General features: G+C 70.4%; 17 protein-coding genes. 6 read left to right on the top strand and 11 right to left on the bottom strand.

Annotation, left to right across the window (positions count from 1 at the left end):
* Positions 1-60: 60 nt before the first annotated feature.
* The gene (locus OG510_RS05565) at positions 61-765 is read right to left on the bottom strand and encodes a GntR family transcriptional regulator (protein WP_406135598.1); all 705 of its coding nucleotides are present in this window, start codon (positions 763-765) and stop codon (positions 61-63) included.
* Positions 766-1,043: 278 nt separating this feature from the next.
* On the opposite strand from OG510_RS05565, the gene OG510_RS05560 reads away from it, so the two are divergent.
* From OG510_RS05560 to OG510_RS05535, 6 genes are all read left to right on the top strand, one after another.
* Positions 1,044-2,591 (top strand): purine-cytosine permease family protein, encoded by a 1,548-nt coding sequence (locus OG510_RS05560; protein WP_406135597.1) that lies wholly within the window; start codon positions 1,044-1,046, stop codon positions 2,589-2,591.
* A gap of 155 nt (positions 2,592-2,746) precedes the next feature.
* The gene (locus OG510_RS05555) at positions 2,747-4,162 is read left to right on the top strand and encodes a phytoene desaturase family protein (RefSeq protein WP_406135596.1); all 1,416 of its coding nucleotides are present in this window, start codon (positions 2,747-2,749) and stop codon (positions 4,160-4,162) included.
* Positions 4,163-4,245: 83 nt separating this feature from the next.
* Entirely contained in the window at positions 4,246-5,715 is a 1,470-nt protein-coding gene (locus OG510_RS05550) for an AlkA N-terminal domain-containing protein (RefSeq protein WP_406135595.1), read from the top strand.
* Positions 5,716-5,774: 59 nt separating this feature from the next.
* Positions 5,775-6,281 (top strand): methylated-DNA--[protein]-cysteine S-methyltransferase, encoded by a 507-nt coding sequence (locus OG510_RS05545; protein ID WP_406135593.1) that lies wholly within the window; start codon positions 5,775-5,777, stop codon positions 6,279-6,281.
* 83 nt (positions 6,282-6,364) lie between these two features.
* Positions 6,365-7,525, top strand: coding sequence for a glycerate kinase (locus OG510_RS05540; RefSeq protein WP_406135592.1), 1,161 nt, complete (start codon positions 6,365-6,367; stop codon positions 7,523-7,525).
* 133 nt (positions 7,526-7,658) lie between these two features.
* Complete coding sequence (locus tag OG510_RS05535) at positions 7,659-8,087, top strand: MarR family winged helix-turn-helix transcriptional regulator (RefSeq protein ID WP_406135591.1); 429 nt, start codon at positions 7,659-7,661, stop codon at positions 8,085-8,087.
* Positions 8,088-8,196: 109 nt separating this feature from the next.
* Here OG510_RS05535 and pssA read toward each other — a convergent pair whose 3' ends face one another.
* From pssA to OG510_RS05485, 10 genes are all read right to left on the bottom strand, one after another.
* Complete coding sequence (gene pssA, locus OG510_RS05530; protein ID WP_203599940.1) at positions 8,197-9,051, bottom strand: CDP-diacylglycerol--serine O-phosphatidyltransferase; 855 nt, start codon at positions 9,049-9,051, stop codon at positions 8,197-8,199.
* Positions 9,038-9,685: a phosphatidylserine decarboxylase gene (locus OG510_RS05525; protein WP_164265481.1), complete on the bottom strand. Its 648-nt coding sequence runs from the start codon at positions 9,683-9,685 to the stop codon at positions 9,038-9,040. Before OG510_RS05525 ends, pssA begins: the two co-directional genes overlap by 14 nt.
* Positions 9,686-9,854: 169 nt before the next feature.
* On the bottom strand, positions 9,855-11,060 hold the full coding sequence (locus tag OG510_RS05520; protein WP_406135590.1) for an acyl-CoA dehydrogenase family protein: 1,206 nt from the start codon (positions 11,058-11,060) through the stop codon (positions 9,855-9,857).
* 42 nt (positions 11,061-11,102) lie between these two features.
* Positions 11,103-11,606: a MaoC family dehydratase gene (locus OG510_RS05515; RefSeq protein WP_406135588.1), complete on the bottom strand. Its 504-nt coding sequence runs from the start codon at positions 11,604-11,606 to the stop codon at positions 11,103-11,105.
* Positions 11,607-11,609: 3 nt separating this feature from the next.
* Positions 11,610-12,584 carry an HpcH/HpaI aldolase/citrate lyase family protein gene (locus tag OG510_RS05510; RefSeq protein ID WP_406135586.1) on the bottom strand — a complete coding sequence of 325 codons (975 nt, stop codon included), beginning with the start codon at positions 12,582-12,584 and terminating at the stop codon, positions 11,610-11,612.
* The gene (locus OG510_RS05505) at positions 12,581-14,593 is read right to left on the bottom strand and encodes a protein meaA (protein ID WP_406135585.1); all 2,013 of its coding nucleotides are present in this window, start codon (positions 14,591-14,593) and stop codon (positions 12,581-12,583) included. Before OG510_RS05505 ends, OG510_RS05510 begins: the two co-directional genes overlap by 4 nt.
* A 9-nt stretch (positions 14,594-14,602) precedes the next feature.
* A complete protein-coding gene (gene ccrA, locus OG510_RS05500; protein WP_406135584.1) occupies positions 14,603-16,000 on the bottom strand; it encodes a crotonyl-CoA carboxylase/reductase in 1,398 nt (465 codons plus the stop codon).
* 380 nt (positions 16,001-16,380) lie between these two features.
* A complete protein-coding gene (locus OG510_RS05495) occupies positions 16,381-17,196 on the bottom strand; it encodes a TetR family transcriptional regulator (protein WP_239074674.1) in 816 nt (271 codons plus the stop codon).
* A 100-nt stretch (positions 17,197-17,296) separates the two neighbouring features.
* Complete coding sequence (locus OG510_RS05490) at positions 17,297-19,078, bottom strand: 3-hydroxyacyl-CoA dehydrogenase family protein (protein WP_406135583.1); 1,782 nt, start codon at positions 19,076-19,078, stop codon at positions 17,297-17,299.
* 423 nt (positions 19,079-19,501) lie between these two features.
* Positions 19,502-20,290 carry a 3-oxoacyl-ACP reductase gene (locus OG510_RS05485; protein ID WP_406135582.1) on the bottom strand — a complete coding sequence of 263 codons (789 nt, stop codon included), beginning with the start codon at positions 20,288-20,290 and terminating at the stop codon, positions 19,502-19,504.

The raw sequence follows: 20,290 nt of genomic DNA, 5'->3' as shown, positions 1-20,290 counted from the left end.
AACCGCGGGCCGGGCGGGGGAGCGGCGCACGGGCGGTCGGGCCGACCGCGCGCCGGTCCGTCAGCCGGATTCGCCGTTCGCGCCTTCCGGGGCTTCCGGGGCTTCCTGGCCTTCCGCGCCGGGAGCGGACCGGTCGAGACCGTCCATCAGAGCCCGGTGGCTGGCCCGTACGTGCTCGCGCATCACCCGCTCCGCACCGTCCCCGTCCTTGGCCCGGATCAGTTCCAGGACATGGTGGTGTTCGGAGTCGGACCGGGTGGGGCGGCCGGGCTGGGCCAGCGACGTGTGCACCAGGCGCGGGTAGGCCAGCTGGTTCATGAGCGTGCGGTAGTGGTCGGCGAGCTTGGCGTTGTCGGCGCCGCGCATCACCAAGTCGTGGAACTCATGGACCAGTTCGGCGTAACCCTCCTGGTCGCCGCTGCGCACCGCGGCGTCGGCCGTGGACAGGTTGGCCTCCAGCGCGTCCAGTTCGGGCACCCGGCCGCGCTGGGCGAGCAGCCGGGCGGCGGCACCTTCGAGCAGTTCCTTCATCTGGAACAGTTCGGTGATCTCCCGCCGAGACGGGGCCGCGACGAATGTCCCCACCCGGGGCCTGATGTCGACGAGCCCCTCGGTCTGCAGCTGCTTCAGGGCCTCGCGGACGGGAGTGCGGCTGACGCCGAACGCCTCCGCGAGCACGATCTCCGACAGGCTGGTCCCGGGGGCGAGTTCGCCGGAGATGATGCGGCCGCGCAGCTCGACGATCACCCGGCTCTGGATGCTCATACCGCTCAGCCGTTGCTTGCGGACGGCGGGGTTGCGGTCCGCAGGGAGGGCACCCTCGCTAGAAGAAGTATCTTGCATGGCACGAACCTAGGGTGCGCTCCCGCACAGCGTCAAGACGATGTCGCGCCGCGTTGCGCCCCTGTATGCCGCTCCGCCTCTCTGCTCAAGGCTGTTGGGCGGATGTGACCGGCCCTTGCCGGAACCCTTGACAAGCACACATGGCACTTTCACTCTGACCACTGGCATACAACATGGCAGCAGTCTGTAGGAGGCATGGCATGGACAGTGACAAGCCCGCGCAGCAACCGCCCGACCTGGGATACCGCGACAGCATCGCGAAGGTGGAGCCGTACGGCGTGGACCACATCCCCGAAGTGGAACGCCACGGAAAGGCCGGCTCCCAGTTCTCCGTCTGGTTCGCCGCAGGACTCAACTTCCCGATCATGCTGCTCGGTTTCAGCGCCGCCGCACTGGGCCTGTCCATGACGGCCGCGGTCACCGCCATCATCGCCGGAGCCCTGGTCGGCTCGGCCACGATGGGGATCATGTCGCGGATGGGGGTGCGCCTGGGCGTGCCCCAGCAGATGCAGGCCCGCGGCCCGCTCGGCTTCGTGGGCAATCTGCTGCCCGTCGCGTACATCAATGTGTTCGCGGGCGTCGGCTGGGCCGCCGTCACGGTCATCCTCGGCGGCAAGGCGCTCGGGGTCCTGCTGGGGACACCGTTCTGGCTCTCGGCCGCGGTGCTGACCGCACTCCAGCTGACCGTCGCCGTCTTCGGCTACAACATGATCCACTATCTGCAGCGGATCCTCTCCGTCGTCCTGTTCGTTCTCTTCACCCTGGTGACGGTCGTCGCGCTGTACCGCGGCGGCCACTTCCTGGCGGCCAACCCCGGCGCTTCCGGATACATCGGGGCATCCGGCGGCTGGATCACGCTCGGCGGCTGGTTCCTGGCGTTCCTGATCGCCTGGCTGCCGTTCGCTTCCGACTACTCGCGCTATCTGCCGGACAGCAGGAAGGTCAGCACATCGGCCGGTCTGCTGACGGCGCTCGGCAACTTCGTCACCCTGTCGTGGCTCGGCATCACCGGGGTCGTCCTGGCCGGTGCGGCGACCACCACCGACGACCCGATCCTGGCGCTCAAGGAGCTCACCGGGCCGTGGTCGGTCCCGGCGATGCTGGCGATCCTGCTCTCCTCCTTCTCGCAGAACTTCCTCAACGTCTACGGCGGCGCGATCTCCCTGCAGACGCTGGGGCTGCCCCTCAAGCGCTGGCAGAGCGTGACCCTCATCTGCGTGGCGGCCTTCGGCGTCAGCCTGTGGGGGGTCGGCGGGATCTACACGTCCTTCGAGGTCTTCCTCAACCTCACCGCCTACTTCATCGCGCCCTATGTGGCGGTCATCCTGCTCGACTACTTCGTGGGCCCGCGCCGCGACAAGACGCGTATCCCCGAGCTGTACGAGAAGCGCCGCATCCTGGAGTGGGGCTTCGTGGCCTGGCTGGCCGGGGTCATCTGTTCCGTGCCCTTCTGGCAGTCGGACCTCTATACGGGCCCGGTCGCATCGGCCCATCCCGAGTGGGGCGAGCTGACGTACTACGTGGGGTTCGCCGTGGCAGCGGTGCTCTATCTGCTGACCTACAGGCTGCCGCCGCTGTGGCACCGCGGGCCGGCGGGCGCGGACGTGGCGGGTGTGCCGGACGCGGCGGGGGAGCCGGCGGCGCCCGCGCAGCCGCGGACCAGGCCGGAGGCGCAGGACATGGCCGGTGCGGAGCCGGGCCTGGACAGCGCCCAGACCCCGGACGAGCACGTACCGGCCAAGCCCTGACGGGCTCCGCGGCCCGGACCCCGGCTGTCCCGGCCCCGGCGGCCCGGACCCCGGTCACCACATGCACCGGTCGGTGACGCCACCCCCGGCCGCACTGTCGGCGCACGGGAATATCCTTGGGACCTCTGGCCATCGGCTGACGAAGGAGTCCGAAGGTGCCGTCGATGCTCGATGCTGTCGTCGTGGGGGCGGGACCCAACGGGCTGACCGCCGCTGTTGAGCTGGCCCGCCGCGGTTTCGCGGTCGAGGTCTTCGAGGCCCGGGAGACCGTCGGAGGGGGCGCGCGGACCGAGGAGCTCACCCTCCCCGGCTTCCGCCACGACCCGTGCTCCGCCGTCCACCCGCTGGGCGTCGGCTCACCGGTCTTCGCGACCATGCCCCTCGACCGGTACGGCCTGGAGTGGCTGCACCCCGAACTGCCCATGGCCCACCCCTTCGACGACGGGACCGCCGCCGTGCTGTCCCGCTCGGTCGCCGAGACGGCCGCCTCCTTCGGGCCGCGCGACGCGGGCGCGTACCGCAGGCTCGTCACCCCCTTCCTCGGCCGGTGGCCCACGCTGGCAAGGGACTTCATGTCGCTGCCGCTCACCGCGCCGCCCCGCGACCCGGTCACCCTCGCGCGCTTCGGACTGGCCGGACTCCCGCCGTCCACCTGGCTGATGAAGCGCTTCCGCGACGACCGGGCGCGTGCCCTGTTCGCCGGGCTCGTGGCCCATGTCATCGCCCCGCTCGACGGCCTCGCCACCGGCGCCGTCGGGCTGATGTTCGCGCTCGCCGCGCACGAGGGCGGCTGGCCGCTGCCGCGCGGCGGCTCACAGTCCATCTCCGACGCGCTGACGGGGTATCTGGGCGACCTCGGCGGTGTGGTGCACACCGGTTTCGAGGTGAAGCGGCTGGACGATCTGCCGCCCGCCCGGGCGTACATCTTCGACACCTCACCGACAGCCGCCGCGCGCATCGCGGGCCTCGGCCGCGCCTACGACGGATACCGGTACGGGGCGAGCGTCTTCAAGATCGATTACGCGCTCGACGGGCCGGTGCCCTGGACGGCGGAGGCCCCCAGGACCGCCGGGACCGTCCAGATCGGCCCGAGCAGCCGTGAGATCGGTACGGCACTGCGCCAGGCGTCCGGCGGTCGCGCCCCCGAGACACCGTTCCTGATCAGCGCCCAGCCGAGTCTGGTCGACCCGTCCAGAGCGCCCGACGGCAAGCACGTCTTCTGGACGTACGGACATGTGCCGCACGGCTGGGACGGCGACCTCACCGAGGCCATCGAGCGCCAGATCGAGCGCTTCGCGCCCGGGTTCACCGACCGGGTGCTGGCGCGAGCCACCGCGGGCCCCGCCGAACTCTTCGCGCGCAACGCGAACTATGTGGGCGGCGACATCGCCTGCGGGGCGGCCGCCGGACTGCAACTGGTCCTGCGGCCCAAGCTCTCCCTGTTCCCCTACACGACCTCGCACCCCGCGGTGTACCTCTGCTCGGCGGCGACCCCGCCGGGCCCGGGCGTCCACGGCATGTCGGGCCACAACGCGGCGAAGGCGGTATGGCGGCGGCTGCGGAGGACGTGAGCGGGCCGGCGGCCGTGGCCGGGCTGAGGGAGATGTCGGATTCTCGCCAGCCGCCGGTGCCGTGGGTGGCCGATGCTTGAACCATGCACACCGACACCGAGCGCTGCGTACGCGCCGTCCAGTCGAAGGACGCCCGCTTCGACGGCTGGTTCTTCACGGCCGTCCTGACCACCAGGATCTACTGCCGCCCCAGCTGCCCGGTCGTGCCGCCCAAGGTCGAGAACATGACCTTCTACCCGAGCGCCGCCGCCTGCCAGCAGGCCGGGTTCCGCGCCTGCAAACGCTGCCGCCCGGACACCACCCCCGGGTCCCCCGAGTGGAACGCCCGTGCCGACGTCGTGGCCCGCGCGATGCGCCTGATCCGGGACGGCGTCGTCGACCGGGAGGGCGTGCCCGGCCTGGCCGGACGGCTCGGATACTCGACCCGGCAGATCGAGCGTCAGCTCCTCGCCGAGCTGGGCGCAGGACCGCTCGCCCTGGCCCGCGCGCAGCGCGCCCAGACGGCGCGCATCCTCATCGAGACCACCGAACTGCCCCTGGCGGCCGTGGCGTTCGCCGCCGGGTTCTCCTCCATCCGCACCTTCAACGACACGGTCCGTGAGGTCTTCGCGCTCGCCCCGGGCGAGCTGCGCACCCGCGCCGCGCGCGGCGCCCGGCCGCACACCCCGGGCGCCATCGCGCTCCGGCTCCCGTTCCGCGCGCCCCTCAACCCCGACAACCTCTTCGGCCACCTCGCCGCGACCGGGGTCCCCGGCGTGGAGGAGTGGCGGGACGGCGCGTACCGCAGGACGCTCACCCTGCCGTACGGGCACGGCATCGCCGAACTCACCCCGCACCCCGACCACATCGGCTGTCTGCTCTCCCTCACCGATCTGCGCGACCTCACCCACGCCATCAGCCGCTGCCGCTGGCTCCTCGACCTCGACGCCGATCCGGTCGCCGTCGACGGCGAGCTGGGCAACGACCCGCTGCTGGCCCCGATGGTCGACAAGGCCCCGGGCCGCCGGGTGCCCCGTACCGTCGACGCGGCGGAGTTCGCGGTACGCGCGGTGCTCGGCCAGCAGGTCTCGACCGCGGCGGCCCGCACCCACGCCGCCCGGCTCGTCACCGCGCACGGGGTGCCCGTCGAGGACACCAGGGGCGGTCTCACCCACCTCTTCCCGTCGCCGCGGGCCCTGGCGGCCCTCGACCCGGAGTCCCTGGCGCTGCCGCGCAGCAGGCGCACCACCCTGACCACCCTGGTGGGCGCGCTCGCCGCCGGGTCGCTCACCCTCGGGGTGGACAGCGACTGGGACGAGGCCCGTGCCCGGCTGCTCGAACTGCCCGGCTTCGGACCGTGGACCGTCGAGGTCATCGCGATGCGCGGCCTGGGCGACCCGGACGCCTTCCTCGCCACCGACCTGGGCATCCGGCGGGCGGCGGGTGAGCTGGGCCTGCCGTCGACCCCCGCGGCGCTCACCGCCAGAGCCGCGGCCTGGCGGCCCTGGCGGGCGTACGCGGTGCAGTATCTGTGGGCCACCGACTCCCATCCCATCAACAATCTGCCCGTCTGACACCGGACGGCACCGGAGACCGGTCAGCACCGGTCAGCACCGGAGAGAGGAGCACGCTCATGTCCGCGAAGCAGCACACCGTCGTCGGCAGTCCGTACGGTCCGCTCACACTCGTGGCGACCGACGGCCTGCTCAGCGGCCTGTACATGACCGAACAGCGCCACCGCCCGCCCGACGAGACCTTCGGCGAACCCGACCCCCGGCCCTTCGGGCAGGTGAAGGAGGAACTGGCCGCGTACTTCGCTGGCGAGCTCACCGAGTTCACCGTGGAGCTGCACCTGGCGGGCACGCCCTTCCAGCGCGGTGTCTGGGAGCAGCTGCGGCAGATCCCGTACGGCGAGACCCGTTCGTACGGCGATCTCGCCGACCGGCTGGGCAGCCCCGGCGCCTCACGGGCCGTCGGCCTGGCGAACGGCAAGAACCCGGTCGGGATCATCGTCCCCTGCCACCGCGTCATCGGCTCGACCGGCAGCCTCACCGGATACGGCGGCGGACTCGACCGCAAGCAGCGGCTGCTGGCCTTCGAGTCGGGCGTCGCGGCACCGGAGGAGCACACCCTCTTCTGACCGGTCCCCATGGGCAGCGGGCCTGTGGTGCGGATAGGGTCGGAGCGGCGCGACTGCCTGTTCGAAAGCAAGGGATAAACAAGGTGACGGACGGAGCAGTAACTGAAGCCGCACGGGTGCTCGTGGCGGCCGACAAATTCAAGGGGTCCCTCACGGCCGTGGAGGTCGCCGAGCGGGTCACGGCCGGCCTGCGGCGGATCGTCCCCGGCGTTGAGGTCGAGACGCTGCCCGTCGCCGACGGCGGGGACGGCACCGTAGCCGCCGCGGTCGCGGCGGGGTTCGACCGGCACGAGGTCCGGGTCACCGGGCCCATCGGCGAGCAGGTGACCTCGGCGTTCGCGCTGCGCGACGGCGTGGCCGTGGTGGAGATGGCCGAGGCATCCGGCCTCCAGCACCTCCCCGCCGGGGTGTTCGCGCCGCTCACCGCCACGACGTACGGCTCCGGTGAGCTGCTGCGCGCGGCGCTCGACGCGGGGGCCACGTCCATCGTCTTCGGCGTCGGCGGCAGCGCCACGACCGACGGCGGCGCGGGCATGCTCGCCGCACTCGGTGCCCGTTTCCTGGACGCGGACGGACAGCCCGTGGGACCGGGCGGCGGGGCACTGAGCGAGCTGGCGACGGCCGATCTGTCCGGTCTGGACGCCCGGCTCGCGGGTACGGAGATCGTGCTGGCCAGCGACGTGGACAACCCGCTGACCGGGCCCAAGGGCGCACCCGCGGTCTACGGCCCGCAGAAGGGCGCGTCGCCCGAGCAGGTCGAGGCCCTGGACGCGGCGCTGGCGCACTTCTCCGCCGTACTGGAGAAGTCCATCGGGGCGGGTGCCGCCGAGGCCGCTCTCGCACCCGGGGCGGGCGCAGCGGGCGGTATCGGCTTCGGGGCGCTGGTCGGCCTCGGGGCGAGCTTCCGCGCGGGTATCGACGTGATGCTCGACGTCCTCGGCTTCGCCCCGGCCCTGGCCCGGGCGACCCTGGTCGTCACCGGTGAGGGGTCGCTCGACGAGCAGACCCTGCACGGCAAGGCACCGGCCGGTGTCGCAGCGGCGGCACGGGCGGCGGGCAAGGAGGTCGTCGCGGTCTGCGGCCGCCTCACGCTCCCGGCCGAGGTCCTCGGCAGGGCGGGCATCCGCCGTGCGTACGCCCTGACCGACCTGGAGCCGGACGTGGAGCGCTGCATCGCCAACGCGGGCCCGCTCCTCGAACAGGCCGCCGAGAACATCGCCCGCGACTTCCTGATCCGCGGGTGACAGCCGGTCCTTCCGGGGTGTGAACCGGGCCGGGCGGGGCGCACCGCCCGGCCCGGCCCGTGCTGTCGGCCGCGGGCCTGCCGCGCCCGCCAAGTGTTGGAGATGCTCAACTTTCCTGGCGTAGCATCGGCCCATGCCAGAAACCCCCGGAGCCGGCACCGACCGGCTCATGGAGCTGCTCTCGGTGTCGCTCGGCGCCTACTACGGCGACTTCACGGCCGCGGCAGCCGCCGAGGGCCTCACCGCCAGCCAGGGCAAGACGCTCAGTGTGCTGCGCCGGGGGCCGTCCGCGATGCGTGCTCTGGCGACCACACTGGCCTGCGACGCCTCCAACATGACGGGGGTCGTCGACCGGCTGGAGAAGCGCGGCCTGGTACGCCGCGAACCCGCTCCCACCGACCGCCGCGTCAAGAACGTCCTGCTCACCGCCGACGGCGAGCGCACCGTCGACGCGATCAGGGCGGGGATGCACGCGACGCTCGCCGGTATCGGAGCCCTGCCCGAAGACGACCGGGCCGCCCTCGCCGACCTGCTGGAGCGTGTCTTCGCCGCCCGCACCTGAGCCGCCGCGCACCGGCTGAACCGCCCCGCACCGGCTGACCCGGGCACGGGAAACGGCGGAGGCCCCGAGTGCGATGCACCCGGGGCCTCCGCCGTTGTCCGCAAGCTGCCTACGGCAGCTGCGCCGTACGCGCCTCGCGACGGTTGTCGCGGAAGGTGTTGACCCGGCGCGCCGTGGCGAAGAGCGGGATGACCGCGCCCAGCACCACCTGGAGCGCACAGCCGGTCTGCAGGAGCAGCTGGCCGCCGGGGGCGTCGAACGCCCACGCGGCGAGCAGTCCCATGGCGCCCACGATCCAGCTGAGCATCCCCACCGCGAGGACACCACGCGGCTTCGGGTACTCGACCCGGCTCACCATCAGCCAGGCGACCCCGATGACCGCGAGCAGGGTCGGTACGAAGGGCAGCTCCAGCAGCACGATGGAGACCACGGTCAGCGCACCGAAGGGGGACGGCATGCCCTGGAAGGTGCCGTCCTTCAGGGCCACGCAGGAGAACCGCGCAAGCCGCAGCACCACCGCCAGCAGCACCACGATCGCCGCCACCGCCGCGACCCGCTGGTGGGCGTCGTCCGCGACCATCCCGTACACGAGCACGAAGTAGGCCGGGGCGAGCCCGAAGCTGATCAGGTCGGAGAGGTTGTCCAGCTCCGCGCCCATCGGCGAGCTGCGCAGCTTGCGCGCCACGAGCCCGTCGCAGAGGTCGAAGATCGCGGCGAGCAGCATCAGGATCACGGCGGTCGCGGCGGAGTGCCGCCCCATGCCGGTCTCCTGGCTGCCCTGGAGGTGCGGGATGAGGATCCCGGTGGTGGTGAAGTACACCGCCATGAACCCGCATGTCGCGTTGCCGAGTGTCAGCGTGTCCGCTATCGACAGCCGCATGGAGAGCGGCATGTCCTCGGTGTCGTCCTCGGCGTCCGCCTCGGGAACCCAGCCGGTCTGTGTCTCCGGATCAATCACGGTCAATTCGAGTCACCCCCGCGGTGGTGGTCTGGCCGACCTCGACCGCGACATCGATACCTTCCGGAAGGTAGATGTCGACGCGCGAACCGAAACGGATCAGGCCGATCCGCTCGCCCTGCTCCACCTTCGTGCCCTGGGGGAGATACGGCACGATACGGCGGGCGACGGCGCCGGCGATCTGCACCATCTCGATGTCACCGAGCTCGGTGTCGAAGTGCCAGACAACGCGCTCGTTGTTCTCGCTCTCCTTGTTGAACGCCGGAACGAAACCGCCGGGGATGTGCTCGACCGACGTCACGGTGCCCGCGAGCGGTGCGCGGTTCACATGGACGTTCAGCGGGCTCATGAAGATCGCGACGCGGGTGCGCCCGTCCTTCCACGGCATGATGCTCTGCACTACACCGTCGGCCGGGGAGATGACCCGGCCCTGTGTGATCTCCCGCTCGGGGTCGCGGAAGAACCACAGCATGCCCGCCGCGAGGGCGGTGGTGGGCACGGCGACGGCAGCCCAGCGCCCGGACCTGCGGGCCCGGGTCAGGCTGAGCGCCGCGGTCGCGACAGTCGGCAGGAGCCACGGCGATGCTCCGCGCGCAAGACGGACGCGACCGCGTGGTGCAGAGGTTTGGCTGTGGGGCATGAATGACCTTCGTAGCGGATGATGCCGCGCGGGAACGGGGGACGGCGGCTTTCGGGCGATGCTATCGGTTGTGGACCACAACTGGGCAAGCCAGGAAGCCGAGTCGGCGGCTGGAAGACGATGACTGGCTGTGATCTTCTTCGCTGATATATCGCCACGAAAGGGACAATCAGCCCTGGAATCGGTACTCTTCGAGGAGTCGGCGGCCGATGATCATTTTCTGGATCTCGGCGGTACCTTCGCCGATCAGCAGCATCGGGGCCTCGCGGTAGAGCCGCTCGATCTCGTACTCCTTGGAGAACCCGTATCCACCGTGAATACGGAAGGCGTCCTCCACGACCTCCTTGCAGTACTCGGAGGCCAGGTACTTGGCCATCCCTGCCTCAAGGTCGTTTCGTTCCCCGGAGTCCTTTTTGCGTGCCGCATTCACCATCATCGCATGGGCGGCTTCCACCTTGGTAGCCATTTCGGCCAGCTTGAACTGAATCGCCTGGTGCTGGGCGATCTGTTTGCCGAACGTATGACGTTGCTGTGCGTAGCCGATGCCCAGTTCGAAGGCGCGCTGTGCTACGCCGCAGCCACGCGCTGCGACATTCACCCGGCCGACTTCCACTCCGTCCATCATTTGGTAAAATCCTCGGCCCGTAACGCCGCCAAGTACGCGATTGGCCGGAATTCGCAGTCCGTCCATAATCAGCTCGGTGGTGTCGACCCCCTTGTAACCCATCTTGTCGATCTTGCCGGGGATGGTCAGGCCCGGACGGACCTCACCGAAGCCCGACTCCTTCTCGACCAGGAAGGTCGTCATCGACTTGTGCCGGGCGGTCCCCTCGGGGTGACCCTCGTCACTGCGGCACAGAACCGCGACGAGCGAGGACGTGCCGCCGTTGGTCAGCCACATCTTCTGGCCGTTCAGGACGTAGTCGTCGCCGTCCTTGGTCCCCTTCGACGTGATCGCCGACACATCCGAGCCCAGCGCCGGCTCGGACATCGAGAACGCCCCGCGGACCTCGCCCGCGGCCATCCGCGGCAGGAAGGTGTCCTTCTGCTCCTGGGTGCCGTGCTGCTTGAGCATGTACGCCACGATGAAATGCGTGTTGATGATGCCCGACACGCTCATCCAGCCACGCGCTATTTCTTCGACACACAGCGCGTAGGTGAGCAGCGACTCGCCGAGCCCCCCGTACTCCTCGGGGATCATCAGCCCGAACAGGCCGAGTTCCTTGAGGCCCTCGACGATCTGGGACGGGTACTCGTCGCGGTGCTCGAGTTCGGTCGCGACCGGCAGGATCTCCTTGTCGACGAAGTCCCTGACGGTGGCCAGGATTTCCTGCTGCACATCGGTCAGACCCGTGGTCTGGGCGAGTCGGCTCATGACTGCTTCTCCTGTGACGTCACGCAGTTGGTGGGAGTTCGCCTAGTGGGAAGGCACGGGGCGGCCGGGCTGCTCGCCGCCGCGTTCCTTGATGTAGGTCGCGGTGGGGACCATGACCTTGCGGCGGAAGACGCAGACGACGGTGCCGTCCTGCTTGTAGCCCTTGGTTTCGACGTGGACGATCCCGCGGTCGGTCTTGGACTTCGACGGGGTCTTGTCCAGGACCGTGGTCTCGCCGTACAGCGTGTCGCCGTGGAAGGTCGGCGCGATGTGCTTGAGCGACTCGACCTCCAAGTTGGCGATGGCCTTGCCGGAGACGTCGGGGACGGACATGCCGAGGAGCAGCGAGTAGATGTAGTTCCCGACGACGACGTTCTTGCCGAAGTCGGTCGTCTCCTCCGCGTAGTTGCTGTCCAGGTGCAGCGGGTGGTGGTTCATGGTGAGCAGACAGAAGAGGTGGTCGTCGTACTCGGTGACCGTCTTGCCCGGCCAGTGCTTGTAGACCGCGCCGACCTCGAACTCCTCGTAGGTGCGTCCGAACTGCATGGCTCAGACCTCCGGGGCTTCGAAGGCGGTGGTGCGCCGCATCCCGGCGGCCCGGCCCTTGCCCGAGATGACCAGGGCCATCTTGCGGCTGGCCTCGTCGATCATCTCGTCGCCGAGCATCGCCGAGCCCTTCTTGCCGCCCGCCTCCGATGTGCACCACTCGTAGGCGTCGAGGATCATCTCGGCGTGGTCGTAGTCCTCCTGGGACGGCGAGAAGATCTCGTTCGACGCCTCGACCTGGCCGGGGTGCAGGACCCACTTGCCGTCGAAGCCGAGGGCCGCGGCCCGCTTGGCGACCTCGCGGTAGCCGTCGACGTTGCGGATCTGGAGGTAGGGGCCGTCGATCGCCTGGAGGTCGTAGGTGCGGGCCGCCATGAGGATCTTCATCAGGATGTAGTGGTAGGCGTCCGCGCCGTAGCCGGGCGGCTGCTCGCCGACCACCAGGGTCTTCATGTTGATCGATGCCATGAAGTCGGCCGGGCCGAAGATGATGGCCTCGTTGCGGGGCGAGGCCGCCGCGATCTCATTGACGTTGACCAGGCCCTTGGCGTTCTCGATCTGCGCCTCGATGCCGATCTTGCCGACCTCTAGGCCCACGGTCTTCTCGATCTGGGTGAGCAGCAGGTCCAGGGCGACGATCTGCTGGGCGTCCTGCACCTTCGGGAGCATGATGCAGTCGAGGTTCTGCCCGGCGCCCTCGACGACGGTGATGACGTCGCGGTAGGTCCAGTGGGTGGTCCAGTCGTTGACGCGCACGACGCGGGTCTTGCCCGTCCAGTCGCCCTTGTTCAGCGCCTCGACGATGGTGTGCCTGGCGCCCTCCTTGGCGAGCGGCGCGCAGGCGTCCTCCAGGTCGAGGAAGACCTGGTCGGCCGGGAGCCCCTGGGCCTTCTCCAGGAAGCGCGGGTTCGATCCGGGGACGGCGAGACACGAACGCCTCGGACGCAGCCGGTTCACGGGGCTGGTTGACTCGGTCATGCGGGGACCTCCAGAGGGTCGAGCTTGTTCGCTTTCCGGATCACTTCGACGATACGTCCGATGATCTCCGTGATCCCGAAGTCCTTCGGGGTGAAGACGGCGGCCACACCGGCCTCCTTGAGTGCCGTGCCGTCGGCGTTCGGGATGATCCCACCGACGATCACGGGGATGTCCGACGCGCCGGCATCGCGCAGCCGTTCGAGCACGTCCGGGACCAGTTCGGCGTGCGAGCCGGACAGGATCGACAGGCCCACACAGTGCACGTCCTCGGCCAGGGCCGCTGCGACGATCTGCTCGGGGGTCAGTCTGATGCCCTGGTAGACCACTTCGAACCCGGCGTCCCGGGCGCGTACGGCGATCTGCTCGGCGCCGTTGGAGTGACCGTCCAGGCCCGGCTTGCCCACCAGCAGGCGCAGCCGCCCGCTGCCGAGATCCTGGGCCGTACGGGTCACGGCGGCGCGTACGCCGGCGAGCGGGGTGCCCTCGTCGGCGGTCACCGCGACCGGCGCGCCGCCCACCCCGGTGGGCGCCCGGAACTCGCCGAACACATCGCGCAGGGCCCACGACCACTCGCCCGTGGTGACCCCCGCGCGGGCGCAGGCCACGGTCGCTTCGAAGAGGTTGCCGTCACCGGCCGCGGTCGCCTTGAGGACCGCGAGCGACTCCTGCGCCGCACCCTCGTCGCGGTTGTCGCGCCAGGTGTGCAGCGCGGCGACGACCCGCGCCTCGTTCTCCGGGTCGACCGTCATGATCGCCGTGTTCAGGTCGGCGGTGAGCGGGTTGGGCTCGGTCGACTCGTAGCAGTTGACGCCGACGATCTTCTCCTCGCCGCCCTCGATCCTGGCCCGGCGCCCGGCGTGCGAGGAGACCAGCTCCGACTTGAGGTAGCCGGACTCGACGGCCGCCATCGCGCCGCCCATCTGCTGGATGCGCTCGATCTCCGCGAGCGACTCCTCGACCAGCTCCTCGACCTTGGCCTCGATGACATGGGAGCCGTCGAAGATGTCCTCGTACTCCAGCAGATCGCTCTCCTGGGCGAGCACCTGCTGGATCCGCAGCGACCACTGCTGGTCCCAGGGCCTGGGCAGCCCGAGCGCCTCGTTCCAGGCGGGCAGCTGCACGGCGCGGGCCCGTGCGTCCTTGGACAGGGTGACGGCCAGCATCTCCAGGACGATGCGCTGGACGTTGTTCTCCGGCTGCGCCTCGGTGAGCCCCAGCGAGTTGACCTGCACGCCGTAGCGGAAGCGGCGCTTGCGGGGGTCCGTGATGCCGTACCGCTCCTGCGTCAGGCGGTCCCAGATGCGGCCGAAGGCGCGCATCTTGCACATCTCCTCGATGAAGCGGACGCCCGCGTTCACGAAGAACGAGATCCGGGCGACGACCGCGTCGAACCGCTCGGGCGGCACCTGCCCCGAGTCGCGTACCGCGTCCAGGACCGCGATCGCGGTGGACATGGCGTACGCGATCTCCTGGACGGGGGTGGCACCCGCCTCCTGCAGGTGGTAGCTGCAGATGTTGATCGGGTTCCACTTGGGGATGTGGGCCACCGTGTACGTGATCATGTCGGTGGTGAGCCGCAGGCTCGGCCCGGGCGGGAACACATGCGTCCCGCGCGACAGGTACTCCTTGACGATGTCGTTCTGTGTCGTGCCCTGGAGCCGCTCCGCGTCCGCGCCCTGCTCCTCCGCGACCACCTGGTAGAGCGCCAGCAGCCACATGGCCGTGGCGTTGATGGTCATCGACGTGTTCATCTGCTCCAGCGGGATGTCCTGGAACAGCCGCCGCATGTCGCCGAGATGGGAGACGGGCACCCCGACCCGGCCGACCTCGCCCCGGGCCAGGATGTGGTCCGGGTCGTAGCCGGTCTGCGTGGGCAGGTCGAAGGCGACGGACAGACCTGTCTGGCCCTTGGCGAGGTTGCGCCGGTAGAGCTCGTTGGACGCTTCGGCCGTCGAGTGGCCCGCGTAGGTCCGCATGAGCCAGGGGCGGTCCTTGTGACGTTCAGTCATCGGGAGACCTCAGACGTTCCGGCCGGCGGCCGCGGTCGGCGCCGCCGGGGTGTCGCGGAACAGGTTGATGGAGCCGATGTGCTTCTCGCGCAGCTCCGGGTCGCGCACCCCGAGCCCCTCGGCGGGGGCCAGCGCCAGGACGCCGACCTTGCCCTGGTGCAGGTTGCGGTGGACGTCGTACGCGGCCTGGCCGGTGTCGTCCAGCGAGTACACCTTCGACAGGGTGGGGTGGATCTTGCCCTTGGCGATCAGCCGGTTGGCCTCCCACGCCTCGCGGTAGTTGGCGAAGTGCGAGCCGATGATCCGCTTCAGCGACATCCACAGATAGCGGTTGTCGTACTCGTGGGTGTACCCGGAGGTCGATGCACAGGTGACGATCGTGCCGCCCTTGCGGGTCACGTACACCGAGGCGCCGAAGGTCTCGCGGCCCGGGTGCTCGAAGACGATGTCCACGTCCTCGCCACCGGTCAGTTCGCGGATGCGCTTGCCGAACCGCTTCCACTCGCGCGGGTCCTGGTGGTGCTCGTCCTTCCAGAACCTGTAGTCATCGGCGCTGCGGTCGATGATCGCCTCGGCGCCCATCCGGCGGCAGATGTCCGCCTTCTGCTCGCTGGAGACGACACAGACCGGGTTGGCGCCGCCGGCCAGCGCGAACTGGGTCGCGTAGCTGCCCAGTCCACCGCTCGCGCCCCAGATCAGCACGTTGTCGCCCTGCTTCATCCCGGCGCCGTTGCGCGACACCAGCTGGCGGTACGCGGTGGAGTTGACCAGACCGGGGGCGGCGGCCTCCTCCCAGCTGAGGTGGCGGGGCTTGGGCATCAGCTGGTTGGACTTGACGAGCGCGATCTCCGCCAGGCCGCCGAAGTTGGTCTCGAAGCCCCAGATGCGCTGCTCGGGGTCGAGCATCGTGTCGTTGTGGCCGTCGGAGCTCTCCAGCTCCACCGACAGGCAGTGCGCGACGACTTCGTCACCCGGCTGCCAGGCGTTGACGCCGGGGCCGGTCCGCAGCACGACGCCCGCGAGGTCGGAGCCGATGACGTGGTACGGCAGGTCGTGGCGCTTGGTGAGCTCGCTGAGCCGTCCGTAACGCTCCAGGAACGAGAACGTCGAGACGGGCTCGAAGATCGAGGTCCAGACGGAGTTGTAATTCACCGAGCTGGCCATGACGGCCACCAGGGCCTCGCCCGGGCCGAGTTCGGGCACCGGCACGTCCTCGACGTGGAGGGACTTGCGGGGGTCCTTGTCGCGGCTCTCGAGGCCGGCGAACATCTCGGCCTCGTCCTTGTGCACGGTCACCGCGCGGTACGAGTCGGGGAGGGCCAGGGCGGCGAAGTCGGCCGCCGTGGCAGCGCTGGATCCGCTTGCTGTGTCGGTCCGCGACTGGATCGCGTCCAGGATGTCCTTCACGGTGCTGCCTCCGGCGAAGCGTGTTGGGGGATTCGGTCGGGTGGGCCCCACGGGAGGCGGGGCCGCTGCTGTGTGGAGGTGTGCCGTCGGTTCGGCGTGGTACGGGGAGCGGCTGCGCCGTGGTGGGGCGCTGAAGGGGCCTGTGACGCAGGCGTCCGGGCGCGTGAACACGTGGTCCACGGGGACAGCCGGCACGCGAAGGTCGCTGCACACCGGCCGCTCGGACACCTTCAACGTATGGCACCGGGTGCCAAGCCGCAAGACACTGAGTGCCAACAAATTCCCTCAGTTGTCACCGGCGGGTCACGAATGAGCGGAAACGCCAGAAACGGCCGCCCCCGGAGGGGCGGCCGTCGCGGTGAGGGTGCGGTCGGGTGGGGTCAGCGCTTCCTCAGTGCCTGCTCGATGGTGCGCATGACCTCATCGAGCGGGGCGTCGGTACGCGCCACCGTCACCAGGACCTCACCACTGCTCCGCACGGCCGCGGCCGGGCTGCGCTCAGCGGTGCGGCCGGCGCCTATCCCGGTGCCGAAGGTGTCCCGGACGATGGCGAAGGCGTGGTCGAGCCTGGCCTCCACATCGCCCTGGCCGCCGGACCGCAGCCAGCGGCGCAGTACGTGGTTGTGCGCGGTGACCACGGCGGACGCCGCGACCTCGGCCAGCAGCGGGTCGTCGTTGCCGTCGTGCTGCTCGTGCTCGTCGAAGTGGCCCAGCAGATAGCGGGTGAACAGCCGCTCGTAGCGGGCCACCGAGGCGATCTCCGCCTCCCGCAGCGTCGGCACCTCGCGGGTCAGCTTGTACCGCGCGACCGACACCGCGGGCGACGCCGCGTACATCCGCATGACTTCCTTGATGCCCCGGCACACGGTGTCCAGCGGGTGCTCGTGCGGCGGCGCCGCGTTCAGCACCGCCTCGGCCCGTACCAGCGTGTCGTCGTGGTCCGGGAAGATCGCCTCTTCCTTGGAGCGGAAGTGCCGGAAGAAGGTCCGGCGGGCGACCCCGGCCTGCGCCGCGATCTCGTCGACGGTCGTCGCCTCGTACCCCTTGGCCGCGAAGAGCTCCATCGCGGCCGCGGCCAGTTCACGGCGCATCTTGAGCCGCTGAGCCGCCGCGCGGCTGCCTGCGGCACTCTCAGGGGCGTCGGACGACGCCTTCTTGCGGACAGGCCGTCGGACGGGGCCGGTGAGCTCGGGCATGGTCCGAACGTACTGCATGGGACCGTCGGAACGTGGCGCCGGGCTGCTGGGACCGGGCGGGCCACCCGGTCCCAGCAGCCCGCCCCAGCCGCCCGCCGGATCAGCGACGGGCATACTCGCGGAAGCCGCGCCCGGTCTTGCGGCCCAGGCAGCCCGCCGCCACCAGGTGTTCGAGGAGCGGCGCGGGAGCCAGGCCCGGGTCGCGGAACTCGCGGTGCAGCACCCGCTCGATGGCGAGCGACACATCGAGACCGACCACGTCGAGCAGCTCGAACGGGCCCATCGGATAGCCGCCGCCCAGCTTCATGGCCGCGTCGATGTCGTCGAGTGTCGCGTAGTGCTCCTGGACCATCTTGACCGCGTTGTTGAGGTACGGGAACAGCAGCGCGTTCACGATGAAACCGGCCCGGTCGCCGCAGTCCACCGGATGCTTGCGGACCGCTGTGCAGACCTCGCGGACCGTGGCGTGGACGTCATCGGCGGTGAGGACGGTACGGACCACCTCGACCAGCTTCATCGCCGGGGCCGGGTTGAAGAAGTGCATCCCGACGACGTCCTGCGGGCGCGATGTGGCGCGGGCGCACGCGATCACCGGCAGCGAGGAGGTCGTGGTGGCGAGCACCGCGCCCTGCTTGCAGACCTTGTCGAGCATCCCGAAGAGCTGCTGTTTGACCTCCAGGTCCTCGGCCACCGCCTCGACGGCCAGATCCACATCGGCGAACGCGTCGAGCGAACCGGCCGGGGCGATCCTGGCCAGCGTCTCGTCACGGGCCGCGGCGGTCATCCGGCCCTTGTCGACGGAGCGGGCGAGCGACTTGGCGATACGGGCCTTGGCGGTGTCGGCCTTCTCCGGGCTGCGGGCGGCGAGCACCACGTCGTAACCGGCCTTGGCGAACACCTCGGCGATGCCCGACGCCATCGTCCCCGAGCCCGCGACGCCCACCGATGCGACCGGACGTGCGGTGGCGGCCCGAGCGCCGTCGAGCGGGGTCAGGGCGTCCCGCACCACATCGGAGCTGCCCGGCGCTCCGTACGTGTAGAAACCGCGGCCCGACTTGCGCCCGGTGAGCCCGGCGTTGCTGAGCTGCTTGAGGATCGGCGCGGGGGCGTGCAGCCGGTCCCTGGACGCCGTGTACATGGCCTCCAGGACGGTGCGCGCGGTGTCGATGCCGATCAGGTCGAGCAGCGCGAGCGGCCCCATCGGCAGCCCGCAGCCGAGCCGCATCGCCGCGTCGATGTCCTCCCGGGACGCGTACTTGGCCTCGTACATGGCCGCGGCTTGGTTGAGATAGCCGAAGAGCAGCCCGTCGGCCACGAAACCGGGGCGGTCGCCGACCGCGACGGGCTCCTTGCCGAGTTCGCGGGCCAGTACGGTCACGGCGTCGACGGCCGTGGGCGCGGTCAGCACCGACGAGACCACCTCGACCAGCTTCATCGCCGGGGCCGGGTTGAAGAAGTGCAGGCCGAGGACGCGTTCGGGGTGCGAGGTGTCGGCGGCGAGCCGGGTCACGGACAGCGCGTTGGTGCCGGTCGCCAGGACCGCCGTGGGACGGACGATCGTGTCCAGGGCGCGGAACACCTGCTGCTTCGTCTCGTACGACTCCGGCACGACCTCGATGACCAGATCGGCGTCGGCCGCGGCCTGGAGGTCGGAGAAGGTGCGGAAGCGCGCGAGGACGTCCAGGCGCTCCTGGCCGGTGAGGCGCTCGCGCTGGACGGCCCGTGCGGTGGAGGCTTCCAGCGCGGCCACGGCGCGGCCCGCGGCTTCGGGGCTGACGTCGATACCGATGACCTCGCGGCCGCCGCGGGCCAGGACCTCGGCGATGCCGGTGCCCATGGTGCCGAGGCCGACCACGGCGATGGTGTGCAGAGGGATGTCCATCAGGGGACTCCAGGGATGAGTGACGACTGAGGGGCGCACGCGGTGCCGGTCGTACGGGAGGTACGCGCCGGGGGCGTGCGGAGGTGTCGTAGGAGAGGGCCGACGGGCCCGGTCCCGGGGCCACGTCGTACAGAACTGCTGAACCGACAGACACTCGTCGCGGCTGCGTCACCAGGCCGCGTTGAGATGGAGCTGAGGTCGAACGGACGGGATGATGTCCCGCTCACTTGAGACTAACCGGCGGGTAACGAGCGCGCCATACCTGGGGCGCTGTGATCTGGATCGCTGCCACGGATCCGGCCCGCCGCTGCCGTGCGCCGGACCGGCTCCCGGGCGGCACGCCACTGGGCCCCTGCCCGCGCCGAGACCGGCGGGGGCAGGGGGAGGAGACAGGGGGAGGAGACAGGGGCAGGAGACAGCGGATCAGGCGACGGGCGTGACGTACGCTCCCGCGATCCCGCCGTCCACCAGGAACTCGGCGGCGTTGACGAAGGAGGAGTCGTCGCTGGCGAGGAAGGCGACGGCCGCCGCGATCTCCTCGGGCTCGGCGAACCGGCCGACAGGGACGTGCACCAGACGGCGCTCGGCGAGCGCCGGGTCGTCGGCGAACAGCTTCTTCAGGAGCGGGGTGTTGACCGGCCCCGGGCACAGCGCGTTGACGCGGATGCCCTCGCGGGCGAACTGGACGCCCAGTTCGCGGGACATGGACAGCACACCGCCCTTGGACGCGGAGTAGCTGATCTGGGAGGTGGCCGCGCCCATCACGGCCACGAACGACGCGGTGTTGATGATGGAGCCGCGCCGCTGGTCCCGCATGTACGGCAGGGCGTACTTGCAGCACAGGTAGACCGAGGTGAGGTTGACCTCCTGGACCCGCTTCCAGGCGTCCAGTTCCGTGGTGAGGATCGAATTGTCGTCGGGCGGGGAGATACCGGCGTTGTTGAAAGCGATGTCGACCGAGCCGTAGGTGTCGAAAGCGGTCCGGTACAGCGCCTCGACCTGGCCGGGGTCGACCACGTCCACCTGGACGAAGAGCCCGCCGACCTCCTGGGCCGCGGCCTTGCCCGCCGTGTCGTCGATGTCGGCGCAGACGACATGGGCGCCTTCGGAGGCGAGCCTGCGGGCGGTGGCGAGGCCGATGCCGCTGCCGGCTCCGGTGATCACTGCGGTGCGGCCCACCAGCCGGCGGCACACGGGGGTCCGGTCGGTCAC

It is taken from the genome of Streptomyces sp. NBC_01089 (genome assembly GCF_045162975.1).
GTDB lineage: Bacteria > Actinomycetota > Actinomycetes > Streptomycetales > Streptomycetaceae > Streptomyces.
This window is presented reverse-complemented; position numbering and strand designations above follow the sequence as displayed.